This is a genomic window from Flavobacterium sp. FPG59, assembly GCF_002150205.1.
Taxonomy (GTDB): Bacteria; Bacteroidota; Bacteroidia; order Flavobacteriales; family Flavobacteriaceae; genus Flavobacterium.
Genome location: NZ_MTCA01000034.1, coordinates 1 through 23,672, shown reverse-complemented (window position 1 = coordinate 23,672; position 23,672 = coordinate 1). Strand labels below are relative to the sequence as shown.

Sequence of the window (23,672 nt, the reverse complement as noted above, 5' to 3'; positions counted from 1 at the left end):
TCTTTAATGTGATTAAAAGTTGATAATTCAAACAGTAACTAGACTTTTTTTATATGTTAAGATTTTTATGATTGTGTTTTCTTTTGTGATAGGTCTGTTTTAAATGAGTATTACCCGAAATAATACTAATGTTGCCATCAATCTCTAACATGGCAAGTTTTACTTCATTAAAATGTTCTATTCCATGTTCTCGCATGGATTCTTTTAATTCATCTGATGTGATGTTCAATTTACTAAGAGTTTTAAAGTCTAAATGGCCATTATGAATTAAGATTTCGGGTTTTTCTTGCATGAAATCACTAAATTTAGGATATCTGAACATTAGTTTTTTTAAAATAAAATTAATGCCAAAAAGGACTGATGCTGCTGCTAAGCCTCCCCACAGACTAGTATTGTTTCCTACCATTGCATTTTGAACAGAGTTGCTAATGAGTAAGATTAGAATAACATCAGCAGTATTCAATTGGGATAATTCTTTTTTACCAAAAAGACGGAGCGCAATGACCATAAAAAAATATACAGCACTACTTCGAACAATTATATTTAGGTATTCGTTCATTTGTACTGTATATTTATTTATGTGGTTCGCTCGACTTTAGGATCTTTTATTTTAACGTTAAAGTCTATATGGAAATTGGTTATTTCAAATCTGTTTTTTGATGAAAATGTTTTTCAATGGCTTTGATCATCTCGCCAGCAATATCTTTATTTGTAGCGCCTTCTATTCCTTCGAGCCCTGGAGATGAGTTAACTTCTAGTAGTAACGGACCTTTTGAAGAACGTATTATGTCAACACCTGCTACTTTTAAATCCATTGCTTTTGTTGCCTTAATGGCAATTTTCTTTTCCTCTGGCGTGACTTTAATTACAGAGGCTGTTCCTCCTAGATGTATATTTGCTCTAAATTCTCCTGGCATTGCCTCTCGCTGTATAGCAGCAACCACTTTTCCGTCGATGACAAAGCAACGAATGTCTTTTCCATTCGCTTCTTTAATGAATTCTTGAACTAATATATTTGCATTCAAACTCTTAAAGGCATTAATTACACTTTCAGCTGCTTTTTTTGTTTCGGCTAAAACAACTCCTTTTCCTTGAGTGCCTTCAAGTAGTTTTACAATTAAGGGGGAACCTCCTACCATTTTAATTAAATCATCGGTATCTAATGGTGAATTAGCAAATCCTGTAGTGGGAATTTCAACGCCATGATTTAGCAGTAATTGTAGCGAATAAAGCTTGTCACGAGATTGTGTAATAGCATTTGATGAGTTCAAGCAATATACTTTTAAAGCTTCAAATTGTCGTGTTAAGGCACAACCATAAAATGTGATACTAGGTCTAATTCTTGGAATAATAGCGTCAAATTGATTTAAAATTTTTCCGCCTCGGTAATGAATTTCAGGTGTTTTGGCATCTAATTTCATGTAGCATTCCTTGATATTTAAAAAATGCATTTCATGACCTCGCATTTCACCCGCTTCCATAATACGTTTGTTGCTATATAGTTCTGGGTTGCTAGCTAAAAGACCTATTCGTAATCCTGATGCTGCTTTTTCTGAATTTTTATATAATTCTTTTAGAGTGTCTGTTGTAGGTTGACCTAGTAGGTATTTTTGTTCAGGGTCTACGAGTACACGTCCGCTCATTGCCTCACGACCAAGAAGCATTCTAAAACCCATTGAGTCTCTGTTAGTCAAAGTCATCTCTATAGGCCATTGTGCGGTTCCTAATTGTAAATTAGTTTGAATCACATAACGTTGTTCTCTAAAACCGCTAGAGCTTTTCACAATACGTTTATCAATCAAGGGAGCTTCACAATGAATGACGGTTTTTAGATTGTTTTGTATGGGATTAATATCAAATTTCACCCAATTACTATCATTTTTTATAAATGGAGCAATGTTTATTGCGTGTAATGCGGAGGTTTTCGCTCCCGAATCTACGCGTGCTTTTATGGTAGGAATTCCTAGTTCTGGAAAAGAACACCATTCCTCACTACCTAAAATTACTTTATTATCTGGCATACCTATTTTTTGATTAACCTTTATTTAAAGTTCAAATGTATATATTTGTTTTTAAAAGTAAGGATGTTTTTTTGTAAACAATAAACCCGTTATGTTATGAAAACGTAACGGGTTTAAATATACGAATCTACATGAGTTTATAAGTTTGAAGCTTCGCCTGTTTTGTGAACTTTTACAGTTAGTTCTTGAGCTCCATCTTCAATATCCATGAAAATTTCATCGCCAACACTTATTTTTGAAGTAATAATTTCTTCGGCAAGTGTGTCTTCTACGTATTTTTGAATGGCTCTTTTTAGCGGTCGAGCACCAAATTGTTTATCAAAACCTTTATCAGCGATAAACGCTTTTGCTTTATCAGAAAGATTTAATTGGTAACCTAATTCGGCAACACGTGCAAATAATTTTTTCAATTCAATTTCAATAATCAAATCGATATCATGTTTTTCTAAAGCATTAAATACAATTACATCGTCAATTCGGTTAAGGAATTCAGGAGCAAAAGTTTTTTTCAATGCATTTTCAATGATACTTTTAGAATTATCATCTGCCTGTGATACTTTAGCAGCAGTTCCAAATCCAACTCCTTGTCCAAAATCTTTCAATTGTCTAGCACCCACATTAGATGTCATGATGATGATAGTGTTCTTAAAATCAATTTTTCGACCGAGACTATCAGTCAAAAATCCGTCATCAAGAACTTGTAGTAACATATTGAAAACATCAGGATGCGCTTTTTCTATTTCATCTAACAGTACAACACAATACGGTTTTCTTCTTACTTTTTCAGTAAGCTGACCACCTTCTTCATAACCTACATAGCCTGGAGGTGCACCAACTAAGCGCGAGATTGCAAATTTCTCCATGTACTCGCTCATGTCTATGCGTATCAAAGCATCTTCTGAGTCGAAAAGTTCTTTGGCAATTACTTTTGCTAATTGTGTTTTTCCAACTCCAGTTTGTCCCAAGAAAATAAAGGAACCAATAGGTCTATTAGGGTCTTTTAATCCAGCACGATTTCTTTGAATAGAGCGGGCAATCTTCATTACAGCTTCTTTTTGACCTATAACTTTACCCTCAATAAGTTCTGGTAATTTAGCCAGTTTATTACTTTCGGTTTGGGCAATACGGTTTACAGGAATGCCACTCATCATAGAAACAACATCGGCTACATTATCCTCTGTAACTTCTATGCGGTTGTTTTTAGCATCTTCTTCCCATTGTTCTTGGGCTATTGCCAAATCTTTTTCGATGCGTTTTTCATCATCTCTAAGTTTTGCTGCTTCTTCGTATTTTTGTTTTTTGACCACAACATTTTTTAGTTCTCTAACTTCTTCAAGTTGTCTTTCTAGATCTAAAATTTGCTTTGGGACCTCAATATTCGTAATGTGTACTCTAGATCCAGCTTCGTCTAAAGCATCAATGGCTTTGTCTGGTAAAAAACGGTCAGACATGTAACGATCTGTAAGTTTTACACAAGCTTCAATTGCTTCCTGTGTAAAAGTTACATTGTGGTGGTCTTCATACTTATTCTTTATGTTGTTCAAAATTGTAATTGTTTCAGTTACCGATGTTGGTTCTACAATTATTTTTTGAAAACGTCTTTCTAAAGCACCGTCTTTTTCTATGTACTGGCGGTATTCGTCAAGAGTTGTAGCACCAATACATTGAATTTCTCCTCTAGCTAGAGCAGGTTTAAACATATTTGATGCATCTAGAGAACCTGTTGCTCCACCTGCGCCTACAATGGTATGAATTTCATCAATGAATAAAATGATGTCATCATTTTTTTCTAGTTCATTCATCACTGCTTTCATGCGTTCTTCAAACTGGCCACGGTATTTTGTTCCAGCAACAAGGCTTGCAAGATCAAGTGTTACTACACGCTTGTTGAATAATGTTCTAGAAACTTTTTTCTGAATGATGCGTAATGCTAAACCTTCAGCAATTGCTGATTTCCCAACTCCAGGTTCTCCTATTAATAAGGGGTTGTTTTTTTTACGACGGCTCAAGATTTGTGAAACACGTTCTATTTCTTTTTCGCGTCCTACTACTGGATCTAGTTTTCCTTCTTCGGCCATTTCTGTTAAATCTCTACCAAAATTATCTAAAACAGGAGTTTTTGACTTCTTGTTAGACTTATTGGCTGGATTGTTGAAAGTTCCTTCTTTAAAACTGTCATCTTGTCCTGAATCGTCATTGTATGATTCATTTCTAGGTAAATTTTCGGTAAAATCGTCTTCGCTTGGAGTCATATTTAAATACTGTTCTTTAGCTATATCGTAATCAATTTTAAGTTTATTCAATAGCTTTGTTGTGGGATCGTTTTCGTTTCTTAGGATGCATAATAAAAGATGTGCGGTACTAATAGATATGCTTTGAAAGACCTTGGCCTCTAGAAAAGTAGTTTTTAAAGCACGTTCGGCTTGTCGCGTTAAATGCAAGTTTTTCTTTTCAGTATTTGTATCTATTCCCGGGATTGCTGGGCTTAGTATTTCTACTTTTCTTCGCAAATGGTCTAAGTCTATATCAAGACTGTTTAAAATCTGGATTGCTTTTCCATTCCCGTCTCTTAGTATGCCTAGCATTAAATGTTCTGTACCTATAAAATCGTGACCTAATCGTAGAGCTTCTTCCTTACTGAAGGTTATAACGTCTTTTACTCTTGGTGAAAAATTATCATCCATAATATATATTTGATATCGTAAATTTAGTGAATTAAGTATTGAAAAACAAAAACCATTCCTATTCCAATCCTATGTCAGCTAAGTGACAAAAATTATCATGATTTTATAGTTAAATTCCCCTTAAATTATTAACTAAATTGACACTTGATATTGTTAATAAATCTTGTAAATAACTCCTATAAAACTAGCGAAAAAAAATCAGAAAGCTGTATATTGGCACGTTTTGAAATTAATATAATTATTTAATATAACAACTTATGTCTGAAGGAGAAAAGTTAATTCCTATTAACATAGAAGATGAAATGAAATCAGCTTATATCGACTATTCGATGTCAGTAATTGTATCAAGAGCGCTTCCAGATGTTAGAGATGGTTTAAAGCCTGTACATCGAAGAGTTCTTTATGGAATGTATGATCTAGGAGTTTTTTCAAATAAAGCCCATAAAAAATCCGCAAGAATTGTTGGAGAAGTTTTAGGTAAGTATCACCCGCACGGTGATACATCTGTATATGATGCTATGGTGCGTATGGCTCAAGAATGGAGTATGCGTTACTTATTAATTGATGGTCAAGGAAACTTTGGTTCTGTAGATGGCGATAGTCCAGCTGCAATGCGTTATACTGAGGCTAGAATGCGTAAAATTTCGGAAGAAATTATGGCAGACATCGAAAAAGAAACTGTTGATTTTCAATTGAACTTTGACGATACTTTGTATGAGCCAAAAGTAATGCCAACCCGCGTACCTACTTTATTGATTAACGGTGCTACCGGTATTGCTGTAGGTATGGCTACTAATATGCCACCACACAACTTAACCGAAGTGATTAATGGTACACTTGCTTATATTGATAACAATGAAATTGAGATAGATGAGTTGATGAATCATATAAAAGCACCAGATTTTCCTACTGGTGGTATTATATATGGTTATGAAGGTGTTCGCGAAGCTTTTAAAACCGGTAGAGGACGTATTGTAATGCGTGCCAAAGTAGGTTTTGAAGAAGTTGACGGAAGAGAATCTATTATTGTTACCGAAATTCCGTATCAAGTTAACAAAGCAGACATGATCAAGCGTACTGCTGACTTGGTAAATGAGAAAAAGATAGAAGGAATTGCAAACATCCGTGATGAATCGGATAGAAATGGAATGCGAATTGTTTACATATTAAAGAGAGATGCAACTCCTAATGTAGTTTTAAATACATTATATAAGTACACACAACTACAATCTTCTTTCAGTGTAAATAATATTGCCTTGGTTAAAGGGCGTCCGCAAATGTTGAATCTTAAAGATATGATTCACTATTTTGTAGAACACCGTCATGATGTAGTTATTCGTAGAACGCAATTTGATTTAAGAAAAGCCGAAGAAAGAGCTCATATTTTAGAAGGGTTAATCATTGCCTCAGATAATATTGACGAGGTAATTGCATTAATTAAAGCCTCTAAAAATACAGAAGAAGCTAGAACTAAATTAATTGAAAGATTTAATTTATCTGATATTCAGTCTAGAGCAATTGTAGAAATGCGTTTGCGTCAATTAACAGGTCTTGAGCAAGACAAGTTAAGAGCAGAATATGAAGAAATTATGAAATTGATTGATCACTTGAGAGCCTTACTTGCCGATGTTAATTTAAGAACAGCATTAATCAAAGAAGAGTTAGAAGAAATTCGTGATAAGTACGGTGACGAACGTCGTTCTACCATTCAATATTCAGGTGGTGATGTAAGTATTGAAGATTTAATTGCCGACGAAAATGTGGTAATCACCATTTCGCATGCTGGTTATATTAAGCGTACTAACTTAACAGAATATAAAACCCAAAATAGAGGAGGAGTAGGTCAAAAAAGTGCGGGTACAAGAGATCAAGATTTCTTAGAACACATGTTTGTAGCTACTAATCATCAGTACATGATGTTCTTTACTCAAAAAGGGAAGTGTTTCTGGATGCGTGTCTATGAAATTCCAGAAGGAAGTAAAACGGCAAAAGGTAGAGCAATTCAAAACTTGGTCAACATAGAAAGTGATGATAAAGTTAAAGCGTTCATTTGTACCCAAGATTTAAAAGATAAAGACTATATCAATAGTCATAATCTTGTTATGGTTACTAAGCAAGGACAAGTAAAGAAAACATCTTTAGAGAAATACTCTAAACCTAGAGTCAATGGTGTTGCGGCAATTACTATTAAAGAAGGTGACGAATTACTTGAAGCTAAATTGACAAATGGGGAAAGCCAAATTATATTAGCTGTTAAATCAGGTAAATTAGTTCGTTTTGAGGAAACTAAAACCAGACCAATGGGTAGAACCGCTTCTGGAGTGCGTGGAATTACTTTAAAAGACGAAACTGATGAGGTAATTGGCATGGTTACTGTGGATAAAAATGACATAAACGATTCTCAAATTCTTGTTGTTACTGAAAATGGTTATGGTAAACGTACAAAACTTGTTGATGATGATGGAGAAGATGTGTATAGAATTACAAATCGTGGTGGAAAAGGTGTTAAAACATTAAATATTACCGAAAAAACAGGCCAACTGATTTCTATTAACGCGGTGACAGATGCTGATGATTTAATGATTATCAACAAATCTGGTTTAACGATTAGAATGGCAATTGAAGATTTAAGAGTAATGGGAAGAGCAACACAAGGTGTTCGACTTATAAACCTTAAAGGTAAAGATTCTATTGCTGCTGTTACCAAAGTGATGAAAGATGATGTTAATGAAGTTGTTGTTGATGAAGATGGTAATGTAATTGAATCGGCTACAATAGAGCGCGTAAAACCAGATCTTGAAATCCTTGAAGATGAAGGAGTTGTTGAGGATGATGAAGACGATAACGAAGTAGTTGAAGACGAAGACGATGCTAACGAGGAAGCTGATGAAGACGAATCAGAAGAATAAAAATAGAAAATCAATTAAGAATAATTATTAAACAAACAGAGAATATTATGAATAGTAAATATGTAATACTAGCATCAACTTTATTGGTATCAGTAGCTACTTTTGCTCAAAAAGATCAAATTAAAGCAGCCGAAAAGGCATTAAAAAGCGGAAAAAGTCAAGAAGCTGTAACGCTATTAGCTGAAGCAGAATCTTTGATAGCTAACGCACCTGATGCTGAAAAAGCACAGTTTTATTTTGTAAAAGGAAATACATTATTAGACTTAGCTAATAAAAGTATTGATACTGATAAAAATTTATCTCAAGCAGCAGTTGCTTACCAAGATTTAATTGCTGCTGAAAAAGCTTCGGGTAAAGTTAAATTTACCACACAAGCAGCTACTTCAATTACTGATATTAAATACAAATTGATTAATAATGCTATTGCCGATTCAAAGATTCAAAAATTCTCTGACAGTGCTAGAAAATTGTATGATGCTTATCAATTAGATAAAAAAGATACTATTAACTTATACTATGCTGCATCTACTTATGTGAATGCAAAAGATTATGACAAAGCATTAGAATTGTATAGTAGCTTAAAAACTTTAAATTATTCTGGTAAAGGAACAAGTTATTTTGCAGTAAATAAATTAACTACGCAGGAAGACTTTTTTACTTCTCTTCAAGAAAGAGATAAAATGGTAAAAATGGGAACTCATGAAAAACCAAGAACTGAAGTTGTTCCATCAAAAAGAGGTGAGATTTACAAGAATTTAGCTTTAATCTTAGTTGAAAAAGGTCAAGTTGCCGAAGCTAAAAAAGCAATTGCAGATGCGAGAGTTGCAAATCCAGAAGATGGTTCTCTTTTATTGACTGAGGCTAATTTATACCTTGAAACAAAAGATTTTGATACCTACAAAAAATTAATTGCTGAGGTTTTAGAAAAAAATCCAAATGATGCAGATTTAATTTTTAACCTAGGAGTTATCAGTGCAAATGCTAAAAATTTCGTAGATGCTGAGAAGTATTATAAGAGAGTACTTGAGATTAATCCAAAATATCTTAATGCTTATATTAATCTAGCTGCAATGAAACTTGATAATGAAAAAGAAATCATTGACGAGATGAATAAGCTTGGAACATCAACAAAAGATCAAAAACGTTATGATGAATTGAAAAAGAAAAGAGAAGATATTTTTCGTTCAGCAATACCATTCTTAGAAAAAGGAGTGGAGTTAGATCCTAAAAATACAGATGTTTCTAAAACATTATTAGGAGTTTACAACGCTCTTGAAATGACTGCAGAATCTAAAGCATTGAAAGCAAAAATGTAGTATCGTAAGTTCATTTAAAAAAAAAACCTGTCTAGTGAAGTAGACAGGTTTTTTTATATAATTTTTTTAATGACTCTTAATTTATGAGTATGCTTATTAGTTTCGGTATTAAATATGCCTAAGTGGTCAATTCTGTCAATACGTACTTTGCCGCTGGCATGTATAATGTAATTGTCATCCATGATTATTCCTACATGAATGATGGCTCCTTCGTCATTATCAAAAAATGCTAAATCTCCAGGTTCGCTTTCTTCAATAAAGCTTAATGCTTCGCCTTGAGTTGCCTGTTGTGATGCGTCCCTTAGTAAGTGGTGACCATTTAGTTTGTAAACCATTTGTGTAAAGCCAGAACAGTCAATTCCAAAAGGTGTTTTTCCTCCCCATAAATAAGGAGCATTCAGGTACATAAAGGAAGTTTTGATAAGGTTATTTTTGTTTTTTTTACCGCTCGTTTTACTACCTTCAAATTCATAATTATCTTTATTAATGTCATGATGGTTTAAAAAAGATAATGAAGCACCAAGTGGTATCGGAAGCATCAAGTTGTTGGTTCCGGTTATGTATTCAATTAAATCAGCGTTTAAAATTATAGTATCATCGGTAAGATTTTGATAGCTACTTTCGGATATTAGTTGCATTTGTTTACTGTCAATCCAGCCCTCGTAATTATCGTACTGCAATTTTATTTTATACCATTGATTGTGTTTTTCTAAAATTCCAAAATGTTCTCCAAATAAAACTTGAGAAACTATTTCGCTCTTATCACTTGCTTCATGACGCAGCGGAATGACCGCAAGATTACAAATTCCGAACATTTATGATTTTTTAAAAGGTTAAATGGAGCAAATCAAAACCTTTAATTTGCTCCATTTTTATTAAGTATTACATTCTTTCTACAACAATTGCAGATGCACCACCACCGCCATTGCAAATAGCAGCAGCACCTATTTTTGCGTTATTTTGTTCCAGTACATTTAATAAAGTAACAATAATACGTACACCAGAACATCCTAGCGGGTGTCCAAGTGATACAGCACCACCGTTTACGTTAACTTTTGAATTGTCTAGTCCTAGTATTTTAGAATTGGCTAATCCTACTACAGAGAAGGCTTCATTAAATTCAAAGTATTCAACAGCATCAAGTGCTATTCCAGCTTTGTCTAGTGCTTTTGGTAAAGCCTTAGCAGGACTAGTAGTAAACCACTTTGGCTCTTGAGCAGCATCTGCATAGCCTTTTATGTATGCTAATGGTTTTAAACCTAAAGCAAGTGCTTTCTCTTCACTCATCATAATTACCGCAGCAGCACCGTCATTGATGGTTGATGCGTTGGCAGCTGTAACTGTTCCGTCTTTGGTAAAAACAGGACTTAGCGAAGGGATTTTATCAAGTTTTACATTAGTGTATTCTTCGTCTTTGGTTACCATGATGGGGTCACCTTTACGTTGTGGTACAGCAACAGGTACTACTTCATTGTCAAATTTCCCAGTATTCCATGCAGCAGCGCTTCTTTCATAAGATTGAATAGCATACGCATCTTGATCTTCACGAGAAAAATTATATTCTGTAGCACACAAATCAGCGCAAACTCCCATTGCACTGTTGTCATAAGCGTCTGTAAGGCCATCTTTTTGCATTCCGTCAAGCATTGTTGATGGGCCAAATTTTGTTCCGTTTCTTAGATTCATGTAATGTGGAATCAAACTCATGTTCTCCATACCGCCTGCTACTACAATCTCAGCGTCTCCGCATTGAATTGCTTGAGCAGCCATCATTACTGCCTTCATTCCTGAGGCGCATACCTTGTTTATAGTAGTGCAAGCAACTGTTGTAGGCAATCCTGCAAACAAAGCAGCTTGTCTAGTAGGAGCTTGACCTACGCCTGCTTGAACTACGTTACCCATATAAACTTCGTCAATTAAGTTTGGGTCTAAATTTATTTTGTCTAAAGCACCTTTTATAGCAGCAGCTCCTAATTTTGGGGCAGTTACTGTAGATAATGCTCCCATAAAACTTCCGATAGGTGTTCTTACGGCAGAAACGATAACAACTCTTTTGTTCATGTCTTTCATAATGTTAGTTTATGAAGCAAATTTAATCTTTTTTAAGTAAATTTATATTTCGAATAGGATTTAATAATTCTGATAAATTTTTAATCTTCTATGTGTTTGACTGTGAAGTATTTTTAATTTTTTTTGAAAAAAATATTAAAAAAACATCAAAAAAAGTTGTGAGAAGTCTAAAGAAGTAGTAAGTTTGCAACCGCAAAACAGAACACGTTTCTTGAGCTTGGAGGGGTGCCAGAGTGGTAATGGAGCAGTTTGCTAAACTGTCATCGAGTGATCGGTGCCAGGGTTCGAGTCCCTGTCCCTCCGCTATAATATTTTGTTTTTCGGGGTGTAGCGTAGCTCGGTTATCGCGCCTGCTTTGGGAGCAGGAGGCCGCAGGTTCGAATCCTGCCACCCCGACTTTTAAAAGTCTATTTAGATTTTTAAATTGGAGGCATAGCTCAGCTGGATAGAGCACCTGCCTTCTAAGCAGGCGGTCGAAGGTTCGAATCCTTCTGCCTTCACAAAACCCACCTATTTGGTGGGTTTTTTGTTTTTAATATATTTTACTCCTCGTTTTTTGTGCATCAATCCTTAAAAGCATCAACTATCACAGTCTCATTCGTGTAATTAAAATAGTTTTACGCAGACTTCTTTACCATTTACCGTACATTTTTTCCTTATTTTTTAATATCTTAGCAAAGTAAATTTCTTGCATTTTTATAGTACAACAAAGTTTTTAAGCCGCATCTGGCTTACCAAAAGCACATTAAACGCAAGCAATTACAGTAGTTCAAGCACTATTAATTGCTTACCTATCATTTACAATCAATACATTTCATGGCAGCCGAACAAAAACAAAAATTAGAACAACAACTCTGGAACATCGCAAACACTCTTCGTGGCAAAATGGATGCCGATGATTTTAGAGATTACATATTAGGTTTCATTTTCTACAAGTACCTCAGTACTAAAATGGATTTGTACGCCAACACCATCCTACAGCCTGACGGTTTGACTTTTCAAGAAGTAGTAGGACATCCTGAAGAAGCCCTTTTGATGCAAGAAATAAAACAATTGGCTATTGACAAATTAGGCTTTTTCCTAGAGCCTGCTGATTTATTCTCAGAACTAGCCCGCAGAGGCAACGCAGGCGGAAAAAACAATTTCATCTTGGGCGATCTAGCCAAAGTACTCACGCACATTGAGCAAAGTACCATGGGATCTGAAAGCGAAGAAGATTTTGGAAACTTATTCTCTGATCTAGATTTAACCTCTCACAAACTAGGAAAGTCCGAAGCGGATAAAAACGAATTAATCGTAAAAGTCTTAATTCACCTTGACGAAATTGACTTTGATTTAGAAAATACCGATAGCGATGTACTGGGCGATGCCTACGAATATTTAATAGGTCAGTTTGCCAGTGGTGCCGGCAAAAAAGCGGGTGAATTTTACACACCACAACAAGTCAGTAGCATCTTGGCACAATTGGTAACCGTAGGTAAGGACAAACTCAAAAGCGTCTATGATCCTACTTGTGGTTCGGGTTCCTTGCTGTTGCGCGTAGCCAAAGAAGTAAAAGACGTCAGCGCTTTTTACGGTCAGGAAATGAACCCTACCACCTACAACTTGTGCCGCATGAACATGATCATGCACGATGTACACTACAAACGTTTTGATATTAAAAACGAAGATACCCTAGAACGCCCACAACATTACGATTTGCGTTTTGAAGCCATCGTGGCCAATCCGCCATTCTCGGCCAACTGGTCTGCGAGTCCGCTTCACATGACCGATGAGCGTTTCTCGGCCTACGGCAAACTCGCCCCAAGCTCAAAAGCTGATTTTGCTTTTGTGCAACACATGGTGCACCAGCTTGACGATAACGGAACCATGGCTATTGTTCTCCCACACGGCGTTTTGTTTCGTGGTGGTGCCGAAGGACACATTCGCCAGTATTTGATTCAGGAGAAAAACTACCTCGATGCCGTAATAGGTTTACCCGCCAATATTTTTTACGGAACCAGCATCCCAACCTGTATTTTGGTCCTAAAGAAAAAACGCGACAATCCAGATAACATTTTGTTTATAGATGCCAGCCAACATTTTGAGAAAGTAAAAACCCAAAACGTACTGCGCAAAGAAGACATTGACAAAATAATCGAAACCTATAAAAATCGCACCGAGGAAGAAAAATATTCCCAAATTGCCGCCATTTCCGGCAATCGTACAGACGTGATTAATCGCGTCTCTACCATCGCCGAAAATGATTATAATTTAAACATCCCGCGCTACGTAGACACCTTTGAAGCCGAAGATGCCATAGACCTACAAGCCATAACCCAAGAATTACGCGCCTTAGCCCATGAAAGCAAAGCCACCGATGCTACTATTGCCGGTTTTTGTACGGAACTAGGAATTGAAACTCCATTTTAATCATGAATAACACTTTATACACACACGATTATTGGGGCGTTTCCCGCCTGAAAAAGGCGGGTCGGGCTATCCACTTTATCTTTTGTTCTGCTACGCTCCACAAAAGGATGCCGTTCCTATCCCTAACGCAAAAAAACACCCGTCATGAATAGCCTAAACGTACCAAAATTGCGCTTTCCTGGGTTTGATGGGGAGTGGGAGAAAAAAAGTATTGAAGATTTATGTATTATGCAGGCAGGTAAATTCATTTCTGCATCGGAAATAAAAGATAATTATTCAGAAGGCATGTTTCCATGTTATGGTGGGAATGGTTTACGAGGTTATACAGCAACTTTTAACTGTGATGGTAATTTTTCCTTGATTGGTCGTCAAGGTGCACTTTGCGGAAATATAACATTCGCAAAAAATAAATTTTATGCAACGGAACATGCTATCGTTGTAAATGTCAAACAAAATATTGATACAAATTGGATGTTTTATATTTTGAATATTCAAAATTTAAATCAATACGCTACTGGTCAAGCACAACCTGGCTTATCTGTTCAAAACATTAAAAAAGTTGCTGTAACTGTTACCAACTCTCTACCAGAACAACAAAAAATAGCTTCTTTTTTAAGTGCGGTCGAAAAAAAAATACAGCAATTGTCCCGCAAAAAGGAATTATTAGAACAATACAAAAAAGGCGTCATGCAACAATTGTTCTCAGGCAAATTGCGCTTCAAAGATGAGAATGGAAAAGATTATCCGGATTGGGAGGAGAAAAAGTTGGGGGAACTCGTAACATTAATGCAAAGTGGTATTTCTAGAATGTTAAGTGATACAGATATTGGTCTACCTATAATTCGTTCTAATAATTTACAAAATGGTCGGATCGATGTAACGGATATTAAATATTGGTTTGATATCGATAACCAAGGTGCTAATTTGGAAAATTATGTGTTATTTGAAGGCGATTTATTAGTGAATTTTATTAATAGTATTGCTCAAATTGGTAAAGTAGCTATGTTTTCAGATTTAATGAAAAGGAAAACAATTTTCACTACAAATTTGTTACGATTACGCTTTAATGAAAAAGTAATTAGTCAATTTATGATAAATTATTTTCATTTAAAGAAGTATGAAGATTTTATCCAGTCCATAACTAAACCTGCAGTCAATCAAGCAAGTTTTACAACTAAAGATTTTCGAACTTTTACTGTAAATCTTCCATCCTTACCCGAACAACAAAAAATCGCCAATTTTTTATCGGGGATCGATGGTAAAATAGAACAGGTGAATGGGGAATTGGTAAAAACGCAAGAATTTAAAAAAGGATTGTTGCAGCAAATGTTTGTGTAGAGACGCGATTCATCGCGTCTATTTGTGCGTTAAAAATTGTCAGCGATGGTAGAGACGCGATTTATCGCGTCTATAATTGGTAAAATCGAATTGTGGGTAATGAAAGAGACGCGATAAATCGCGTCTGTACCGGAAAGCATATAGCAAAATAAATCATTTTATAAAAAATGATGATATTCAATAATAATGAAATATGAAAAAATTTCAAAATAAATATCGCATTCCATCCGCCCGATTGCAAAATTGGGATTATGGAGAAAATGGTGCATATTTCATCACAATATGCATTGATAAAATGGAATGCTTATTTGGGGATGTTGTTTCCAAATTGGATGTTTCCAATGCGAACGTAGAGACGCGATTAATCGCGTCTCTACGGGATACGATTGATGAAAAATGCGAAATGCAATTGAATGAATTGGGAAAAATTGCCTATAATATTTGGGAAGAAATTCCAAATAAATTTCCTTTTGTCGAATTGGGTAATTTTGTGATTATGCCCAATCATATGCATGGAATTTTGATTGTCAATAAATTCGTAAATACGCGATTAATCGCGTTTGAAAATGAAAATGTGGAAAATGCCAATGGAAATGCACACGTAGAGACGCGATTAATAGCGTCTAAAAATGAAAATGTGGAAAATGCCAATAGAAATGAACGCGTTGAGACGCGATTAATCGCGTTTGAAAATGAAAATGTTGAAAATGCCAATGGAAATGCACACGTAGAGACGCGATTAATCGCGTCTAAAAATGAAAATGTTGAAAATGCCAATAGAAATGAACGCGTTGAGACGCGATTAATCGCGTTTAAAAATGAAAATATGGAAAATGCCAATAGAAATGAACGCGTTGAGACGCGATTAATGGCGTCTGTACATGATGATGAAAAAAAAGGCGGTTTTTCCGGAAATAATAATCCGATGTTTCATGAAAATATATCCCGAATCATTCGTTGGTATAAAGGCAGATGTAGTTTTGAAATGCGTAAAATTCATGCCGATTTTAATTGGCAATCCCGATTTTACGATCATATTATCCGTGATTCAAGGGCATTCGATACCATTCAAAATTATATAGAAGAGAATCCTTCAAAATGGAACAAAGATAAATTTCATAATTAAAAATATGAGCCATCAATCCGAAGCTACACTAGAAAACAACTTAATCAAGCAATTGATTGGTTTGAATTATGCGTCTGTAAAAATTCAGGATGGAGACGCTTTAGTTTCCAACCTCAAAAGTCAGTTGGAGGTTTTTAATGAAACCACTTTTACTCTCAAAGAGTTTGATGCTGTTTTGAATCATTTGGCCAAAGGCAATGTGTTTGAAAAAGCTAAAACCCTTCGGGATCGTTATCAATTGGATAAAGAAGATGGGACTTCGTTCTATGTTCGGTTTTTTAATGCTGAGGATAACAGCAAGAATTTATATCAAGTTACCAATCAAATATCATTAGAAGGAAGCTACAAAAACCGTTTTGATGTCACACTTTTGGTCAACGGTTTGCCTTTGGTACAAATAGAATTGAAACGTTCGGGCATCGAAATCAAAGAAGCTTTTAACCAAATCAATCGCTACCAAATGCATTCGTTTTGGAGCAACCACGGTTTGTTTCAATACGTGCAATTGTTTGTGATTAGCAATGGTGTCAATACAAAATATTTGGCCAACAATAAATTACAATCCGTCAAACAAACTTTCTTTTGGGCTGATGCCAACAATAAAAACATCACCGAGTTACCTGAGTTTACAGCTGTTTTCTTAAACCCAAACCAATTGGGTAAAATGATAGCACATTACATCGTGATCAACGAAACACATAAGGTAATGATGGTGTTGCGTCCGTATCAATTTTTTGCTACCGAAGCGATTATTCAACAAGTCAAAAACTCCAGTGACAACGCTTATATTTGGCACACGACAGGTTCAGGAAAAACATTAACATCGTTCAAGGCCAGCCAAATTTTGATGGAATTGCCAGAGGTTTACAAAGTCGTTTTTGTAGTAGATAGAAAAGATTTGGATTACCAAACCATGAACGAGTTCAACGCGTTCAAAAAAGACAGTGTAGATGTAACCAATAATACCCAATCATTAGTAAGACAATTGACTGACAATACCAAGCTAGTCTTGACTACCATTCAAAAATTAAACAATGCCATTTCGGAACGGTTTTCGGGTAAAATAGAAGCTTTACGACACAAGAAAATAGTTTTTATTTTTGATGAGTGCCACCGTTCACAATTTGGAGAAACCCACGACCGAATTACTAAATTCTTTGAGAAAAGTCAGTTAATCGGTTTTACAGGAACACCCATTTTTGCCGAAAATGCTTCAAAGAATGATTTAGGAAAACGTACCACCAAAGATTTGTTTGGCAATTGCTTACACAAATACGTCATTACAGATGCAATTCGGGATCAAAATGTTTTGCGTTTTGGGATTGAATATGTGGGGAAATACAAGAACAAGAGCAATTCTTTTATTGACATAGAAGTAGAAGATATTGACAAGCAAGAAGTGCTGGATTCCAAAAAGAGAATCAACAAAATTGTAGATTACATCATTGCGTATCACGATCAAAAAACGTTCAATAAAGATTACTCAGCACTTTTAGCAGTAAGCAGTATTGATAATGTGATTCAGTATTACGACCTTTTTCAACAAAAGAAAGAAGCTGGAGCACACGATTTGCGCATTGCTACCATTTTTACATATGGCACCAATGAAGATTCAGAAGAAGCACAAGATTATTTGCCAAGTGACGAAATTGACTTTGATGTTTTAGCAGAAAAGCCAACGACCTATCAATCCAAACATACGCGTGACAAGCTAGAAAAATACATTGGGGACTACAACAAAATGTACAATACTAGTTTTTCGACTAAGGACAGCCAACAGTTTGAGAATTACTTTAAAAACATAAGCCAACGATTAAAAGATCGAGAAAAAGAAAACTTCAACCACGAGAAAGACCGTTTGGATATTGTGATTGTTGTGAATATGATGCTTACCGGTTTTGATGCTAAAAAAGTAAATACGCTGTATGTAGATAAAAACTTAAAACAACACGGTTTGATTCAAGCGTATTCCAGAACCAACAGGGTTTTGGGAGAACAGAAGTCGCAAGGAAACATTTTGGCTTTTAGAAACCTTAAAAAAGCAACTGATGATGCCATCACTTTGTTTTCGAATAAAGAGGCAATCGAAGTAGTGACCATGCCCGATTATGAGGCCATTGCGGAGAAGTTTGATGAAGCTTTAAAGCTTTTAAGAGAAATTACACCCACATATCAAAGCGTAAATGATTTAAAAAATGAAGAAGAAGATGCTCAATTTGTGCAAGCATTCAGAAAGTTGATGCGAGCAATGAATGTGTTGCAATCCTATACTGATTTTGATTGGGATGATTTAGGAATTGAGGAGCAAGAATACGAAGACTACAAAGCCAAGTATTTAGACATCTACCAAAAGGTGAAGCAGGATAATGAAAAGAAAAAGACATCGATTCTGGATGACATTGATTTTGAATTAGAATTAATCCATACCGACCAAATCAACGTGGCCTACATCTTGAGATTGTTAGCGCAACTAAAAGGGGAAAAAACACCAACCGCTGCTGCAGCCCAAAAGAAAGCTATTATTGATTTATTGGGAGGAGACATTCAGCTGAGAAGCAAACGAGAATTGATTCAAAAATTCATAGATGAAAATATGCCCAACATCAAAGACGGAGATTCTATTGAAGATGAGTTTGAAAAATATTGGCAAGATCAAAAAGTCTTGGCATTAGGCAAGCTATGCGAGGAAGAACACCTGGACAAAGCACAATTCAAATCCTTAATATATGCCTACATTTACAGCGGTCGAGAACCCATAAAAGACGAAGTCTTTCAATGCTTAGACAACAGACCTAGCATCCTGCAGGCGAGAACCATTGGTGACCGAATTATAGCTAAAATGAAAGAGTTTGTGGAGGTTTTTGTAAAGGGGATGATGGCGTAATTGGTAAACGATAAAATTAAATTAATCACCGCATTTTTGCGGTGTAAAAATAGTTTGCAAAGCCTAATCATTTTTACACAAGTGAATTCAAAAGTATATTTTGGTATTTCAACTAACGTGATACATCACATGAAGTGAGTAAATAATGAGATTCCTCTTTCGTTAAAATGAAAAAAATCGAGCTGCTGTGTTCTTAACGAAATTACATTGTCAAGGCTTTATCGACATTTTGTCATAAGTTAGAATCCTTTATTTGTTTTAATGCTGCTATCCAATTTTTTGTATAATTTTACAAAAAACCACTCTTAATTAATACTGTAATTGTATCAAAAATGAAATTGTTTTTTCTCTCTGCCATGTTCCTGTTTTTAAATAGTGCTTTAGCACAATCTTCTTTGCCTAATTCACTTATTGAAAAAAATGACAAAGTAAATGACACGACTTTTGTGAATTTAAAAACGTATAGTGATGCTTTTGTCTATGACATGAAGTACGCTACTGATGATAATTTTTTAAAAGCTAAGGTGTATGATTGCTCAGAGTGTTTTTTGCGTTTAAAAACGGTTAAAGCTTTGGTTAAAGCCAATAACAAATTGGCTCAAAAAGGATATAAAATAAAAATTTATGACTGCTACAGACCTTTGGATATCCAAAAAAAAATGTGGGAAATAGTTCCTAATCCTAAGTATGTGGCAAACCCTAAAACGGGTTCTATTCACAATAGGGGTGGAGCGGTAGATATTTCCCTTGTAACCCTTCAAGGAGAAGCAGTGGATATGGGTACTGATTTTGATTTTTTTGGCGAGAAAGCAAGTCATTTATATCAAGATTTACCTAAAAATGTATTGCAAAACCGAAAACTATTAAAATCAGTAATGATTAGTGCTGGTTTTAATTCATTTGATTCAGAATGGTGGCATTACAATTTAAAAGCGGGCTTAAAAAATCCCGTTTCAAATACAAAATGGGAATGTGAATAATAGCTACTCTACACATTTTAAATAATTGATAAAATAGTTTTCTGGATTGTAGGTTTCGTTATTGAGTTCAGAAAGAAATTCTTTTTTAATAACATGATCCTCAGTATCTGTTAGGTATTTTATTCGCATTAAAGTGATAGGGATTGTTTTAAGATCTTCAAAATTTTCTTTGGCAAACATAAAAACTCCTGTATTGACTCTGTTGTCAAATTGTTTGTCATCTCTTAAAATGGTGCCGCAATTTTCTTGATCAACATGAATTAAGGTTACAATTTTACCGTTGTTTAACTGCAGGTAAATTCTAGAATTTTTATCAAAACAATTTGCTCTTATAAAGTCTTTACTTTTTTGAATGGTTTGCACGTTTAAAGTAGGTAAGCCATCAGTCATAGCTAGGGAGAAAAAGATGTAACTTTTATTTGTTCCAAAATTTTTCTCACTAATCATGTATTCTTTTGTTATCTTGTAAGACCCTATAGAATCTGTAATATTCTCACTGTATTCACATGGTTTTTGGCTGAATACAGTAGTATTAATTAGTACAAAAAAGAGTAATGTTACGTATTTCATTTCAATTATATTTTGTCGCAAAGTAAAACAATTTTGTCATTATTTTCATCAATTGTAAAAAAACAATAGGTGTCTCCACCATCTTTAATTTTCCATTTTTTTCTGATTTTTTCTACTGTATCTGGAAAGTTTCGAATAGTTATGTTGGCTTTTTTATTTTCGAGTTGTATTTTCATTTCGTTTTTTGAATATGGAAATGACTTTCTTATGTGAAACGTTCTCCCTGGAAAAGGGATTTGTTCATTTGATGTGTATAAATGGGAATGTTTATGCAGTTTGTTTACTTTGTAAAAAGCACTAACAGCATCAAACCCTCCAGATTTCATTATGGCACTATTTGCTTCGTAAAGGTATTTTTGAGGTTCACTGTAAGTTGCAATTTGGCTATTATCGTTCCAAACAAAATCAAAGTTTTCGATTTCATTTTTGTTTAAGTTGACTGATTTTATCGTGGTTACTCCGGAGTATTCTTTATGCAATTCCCATAGGAGTTCTTTCACTTCATTTTCTAAAGCAACAATATGAATGCTTTTTACGCATTTAAGTTCTGACAGTCCAGCTGTAATATCCAATAAAGGTGCTGTTTTTATCAAAATTGAATTGGTTTTTTGAAAGTAAAAATCTAAGTTTTCAGGAACATTTGGCAAACAATCCTTTAGCATAAAAACTTTGCCTTTAGCATCATTTCTTCTGGAGGGGTCAATGTATATCCAGTCCCAATTTTTGTTTATGTTTTTAAGCGTTTCATTACTATCTCCAGAGAAGCAGGTTATGGAATTACAATTGAGTTGATTGAAATTGTGTTTTGCTATTTGAGATAATTCGGTATTAATTTCGCAATGAGCTACATCTTTAAAGGTTTTTGAGAAATAATAGTCATCAACACCAAAACCGCCTGTGAGATCAATAAGTGATGTCCCATGGGTTAACGATGCTTTGTAGGCTGCTGTCTTTTCTGAAGATGTTTGTTCTACAGAAATTTTACTTGGGTAATAAATTAAAGCGGTAGAAAACCAAGTAGGTAATTTATCCTTGGCTTTAGCCTTAGCTTCGATTTGGTTAATAATTTGAATCCAATCAACTGAATCAAACGGATTTTTTTGCAAGGCAAGCTGTGCTATATTTTTATCCAAATTATTGTTTATAAACAATTGGATATCAGGATCTAATATTTTTGAGTTCAACGTTAAATATCTTTTGTTAACAGCATGATAATTTTATTTTCTGGAAAAAACTCTTTTCCTATGACTTTGATAATCGTGTAAATGGGCACAGCGATTACCATTCCTAAAATTCCAGAAAGGAATCCGGCAATAAGGATAACTAGAAAAATTTCAAGGGGATGTGAGCTTACACTTTTTGAAAAAATTAGCGGTTGTGATACATTGTTATCTATTACTTGTACGATCCAAAAACCTATTAAAACATAAATAGTTACTGGTAATATTTCTGTTTGAAAATTACTTCCTAAATTGCTTAGCATAGTTAAGATTGCTGCCAAAACAGATGCAATTAAAGGGCCAACATACGGAATGATATTAAGCACTGCACACAAGAACGCAATAACAACAGCATTAGGAACACCAAAAATTAATAGAACAATTACGTACAATAAAAAGACAATAAATAGCTGTAATAGTAGCCCTATAAAATATCTTGATAGTAACCCATTTATTTTGTTAAATGAATTTAACACTTGTTCTTCATGGCTGATAGGAATTATTTTTTTTACTCCAATGATGAACATCAAACGATCTTTTAAAAAGAAAAAAGTGATGAATAATACCGATCCTAATCCTACTCCAAAACTACTGATGGTATTTAAAATTGAATTAAGAAAATTGGGAATGAAGTTAAAATTTAACTTAGAAGTGATATTTGATTCCTTTAGTAATTTAGCAGAGTCGATATTATGATCGTTTAAAAAAACACTAATTTGATCTATTAAAAGAATAATATCTTTTTCAATTTGGGCAGTATTTAATAATGAAAGGTTTGCGCCTTGAGAAACAATCAAAGGAATAAACATCATAATTAAGCTAGACAAAATTCCAATAAATAAAAGTAAAGTTACTATTGTTGCAACAAGATGATTGAACTTTAGTTTATGTTTGAAAAAATTTAAAATAGGATTGCCAATCAGGGTTAATATCAAGGAAATAATGATATATATTATTATGGACTGAATTTGGTAAACAAAAAAGAGTAGTAAACCACAGCAGATTATAGTAAATAGGGCTCTTAAAATACCGTTTGAAATAATTTTTGAGGTAATCATAATTTATATTTAAATTGTAAATATAAAAAAACTCGCTAACAAGTAGCGAGTTTTAAATATTAATCAGGGCTGAAATTATATTCCGAAGCTTCTTCTTGCTCCGCCAACTGCGAATAATGCAGCCATTCTAGCTTTTTGTCCATTACTAAACATGAACATTCCTCTATCATCAGTGTAGTCCATGTAGTTCATGTACATTTCTAAAGGAGTACCTGTACAAGTACTTCTGTGTCCTGCTGCTGGAACACCATAATTAGGCTCATTGTGAGTAGGTGTGTCAGAAACTAAGTCGCTTCCACATGTTGCATCTCCCCAAATGTGACGTAAGTTTAACCAGTGACCAACTTCATGAGTTGCAGTTCTTCCTAAGTTGAAAGGAGCTGTAACCGATCCAGTAGTTCCAAAAGCATTATTATCCATTACAACACCATCAGTTGCTGAAGCTCCTCCAGGAAATTGAGCGTATCCTAAGATTCCACCACCTAAATTACAAGACCACATGTTTAATACAGTAGTAGGTGTAGTAGGTGCAATTCCAGTTGATGCTTTTTTCATAGCATCATTAGTTGAGAAAGATGTTGTATTAGTAGCTTTTCTTACTACATTTTGTAATACAAATGAAATTCCAACATTAGCTTTTACTCCAGCAAATGCCGTTGGAACTTGATTAAAGTCAGAATTCAAAGCGTTGAAATCTCTGTTTAACACATCAATTTGAGATTGAATTTGAGCTAATGAAATGTTTTCAGCTGCAGTTTTGTACAATACGTTTACAACAACAGGAATTTCAACTTTACCATTAACTAATCTTCCGTTAGCCATTGCGTTTTTAGTAAATTCTTCAATTTTGTTCATTCTTAGTGCAAGACTAGGATCTGCTTTCATTTGAGCAGCTAAAACTTCTTGAGAAGCACAACCTCTTCTAAGAGTTGCTGAAGCTTCTGGAGCGTTAGTTTCTGTGGTGTCATTTTGACAAGAAAAAAGCATCATAAATGCTAAAGCAGGTAACATAATTTTTTTCATAATACGTTTGTTAAATATTGATAGTTTTGGTTAATTATTTAACAATTTTATAACATTATTT

Annotated in this window: 16 protein-coding genes and 3 tRNA genes; 10 read left to right on the top strand and 9 right to left on the bottom strand. The window is 34.6% G+C overall.

Features of this window, described 5'->3' with window-relative positions; translation table 11 throughout:
• Positions 1-49: 49 nt before the first annotated feature.
• The 3 genes from FPG59_RS05365 to FPG59_RS05355 form a co-directional block, all read right to left on the bottom strand.
• Entirely contained in the window at positions 50-559 is a 510-nt protein-coding gene (locus FPG59_RS05365) for a DUF421 domain-containing protein (protein WP_086453593.1), read from the bottom strand.
• Between the two features lie 79 nt (positions 560-638).
• The gene (rimK, locus tag FPG59_RS05360; RefSeq protein WP_086453592.1) at positions 639-2,021 is read right to left on the bottom strand and encodes a 30S ribosomal protein S6--L-glutamate ligase; all 1,383 of its coding nucleotides are present in this window, start codon (positions 2,019-2,021) and stop codon (positions 639-641) included.
• A gap of 137 nt (positions 2,022-2,158) precedes the next feature.
• Positions 2,159-4,705, bottom strand: a complete 2,547-nt coding sequence (locus FPG59_RS05355) for an ATP-dependent Clp protease ATP-binding subunit (RefSeq protein ID WP_086453591.1) — start codon at positions 4,703-4,705, stop codon at positions 2,159-2,161.
• Between the two features lie 257 nt (positions 4,706-4,962).
• Between FPG59_RS05355 and gyrA the strand changes: the two genes are divergently transcribed.
• Both gyrA and FPG59_RS05345 read left to right on the top strand, forming a co-directional pair.
• Positions 4,963-7,614 (top strand): DNA gyrase subunit A, encoded by a 2,652-nt coding sequence (gyrA, locus tag FPG59_RS05350; protein WP_086453590.1) that lies wholly within the window; start codon positions 4,963-4,965, stop codon positions 7,612-7,614.
• Positions 7,615-7,661: 47 nt separating this feature from the next.
• Positions 7,662-8,930, top strand: a complete 1,269-nt coding sequence (locus FPG59_RS05345) for a tetratricopeptide repeat protein (protein WP_086453589.1) — start codon at positions 7,662-7,664, stop codon at positions 8,928-8,930.
• A 53-nt stretch (positions 8,931-8,983) separates the two neighbouring features.
• Here the strand turns inward: FPG59_RS05345 and FPG59_RS05340 are convergent, their stop codons facing one another.
• Both FPG59_RS05340 and FPG59_RS05335 read right to left on the bottom strand, forming a co-directional pair.
• Complete coding sequence (locus FPG59_RS05340) at positions 8,984-9,745, bottom strand: C40 family peptidase (RefSeq protein WP_086453588.1); 762 nt, start codon at positions 9,743-9,745, stop codon at positions 8,984-8,986.
• Between the two features lie 67 nt (positions 9,746-9,812).
• Positions 9,813-10,991: an acetyl-CoA C-acyltransferase gene (locus FPG59_RS05335; protein WP_086453594.1), complete on the bottom strand. Its 1,179-nt coding sequence runs from the start codon at positions 10,989-10,991 to the stop codon at positions 9,813-9,815.
• A 228-nt stretch (positions 10,992-11,219) separates the two neighbouring features.
• On the opposite strand from FPG59_RS05335, the gene FPG59_RS05330 reads away from it, so the two are divergent.
• From FPG59_RS05330 to FPG59_RS05295, 8 genes are all read left to right on the top strand, one after another.
• Positions 11,220-11,303, top strand: a tRNA-Ser gene (locus FPG59_RS05330).
• Positions 11,304-11,321: 18 nt separating this feature from the next.
• Positions 11,322-11,396: transfer RNA gene (locus FPG59_RS05325), tRNA-Pro, on the top strand.
• A gap of 30 nt (positions 11,397-11,426) precedes the next feature.
• Positions 11,427-11,500, top strand: a tRNA-Arg gene (locus FPG59_RS05320).
• A 316-nt stretch (positions 11,501-11,816) separates the two neighbouring features.
• Positions 11,817-13,412, top strand: coding sequence for a type I restriction-modification system subunit M (locus FPG59_RS05315; RefSeq protein WP_086453587.1), 1,596 nt, complete (start codon positions 11,817-11,819; stop codon positions 13,410-13,412).
• 144 nt (positions 13,413-13,556) lie between these two features.
• Complete coding sequence (locus FPG59_RS05310; protein WP_086453586.1) at positions 13,557-14,750, top strand: restriction endonuclease subunit S; 1,194 nt, start codon at positions 13,557-13,559, stop codon at positions 14,748-14,750.
• Between the two features lie 193 nt (positions 14,751-14,943).
• Complete coding sequence (locus FPG59_RS05305; RefSeq protein WP_086453585.1) at positions 14,944-15,876, top strand: transposase; 933 nt, start codon at positions 14,944-14,946, stop codon at positions 15,874-15,876.
• Between the two features lie 4 nt (positions 15,877-15,880).
• Entirely contained in the window at positions 15,881-18,760 is a 2,880-nt protein-coding gene (locus tag FPG59_RS05300) for a type I restriction endonuclease subunit R (protein ID WP_086453584.1), read from the top strand.
• Between the two features lie 332 nt (positions 18,761-19,092).
• Positions 19,093-19,740: a M15 family metallopeptidase gene (locus tag FPG59_RS05295; protein WP_086453583.1), complete on the top strand. Its 648-nt coding sequence runs from the start codon at positions 19,093-19,095 to the stop codon at positions 19,738-19,740.
• Positions 19,741-19,743: 3 nt separating this feature from the next.
• Here the strand turns inward: FPG59_RS05295 and FPG59_RS05290 are convergent, their stop codons facing one another.
• The 4 genes from FPG59_RS05290 to FPG59_RS05275 form a co-directional block, all read right to left on the bottom strand.
• Entirely contained in the window at positions 19,744-20,310 is a 567-nt protein-coding gene (locus FPG59_RS05290; RefSeq protein WP_086453582.1) for a hypothetical protein, read from the bottom strand.
• Positions 20,311-20,315: 5 nt separating this feature from the next.
• Positions 20,316-21,494 carry an SAM-dependent methyltransferase gene (locus tag FPG59_RS05285; RefSeq protein WP_086453581.1) on the bottom strand — a complete coding sequence of 393 codons (1,179 nt, stop codon included), beginning with the start codon at positions 21,492-21,494 and terminating at the stop codon, positions 20,316-20,318.
• A gap of 2 nt (positions 21,495-21,496) precedes the next feature.
• Positions 21,497-22,588, bottom strand: coding sequence for an AI-2E family transporter (locus FPG59_RS05280; RefSeq protein ID WP_086453580.1), 1,092 nt, complete (start codon positions 22,586-22,588; stop codon positions 21,497-21,499).
• A gap of 75 nt (positions 22,589-22,663) precedes the next feature.
• Positions 22,664-23,611 (bottom strand): zinc metalloprotease, encoded by a 948-nt coding sequence (locus FPG59_RS05275; protein WP_086453579.1) that lies wholly within the window; start codon positions 23,609-23,611, stop codon positions 22,664-22,666.
• Positions 23,612-23,672: the final 61 nt, after the last annotated feature.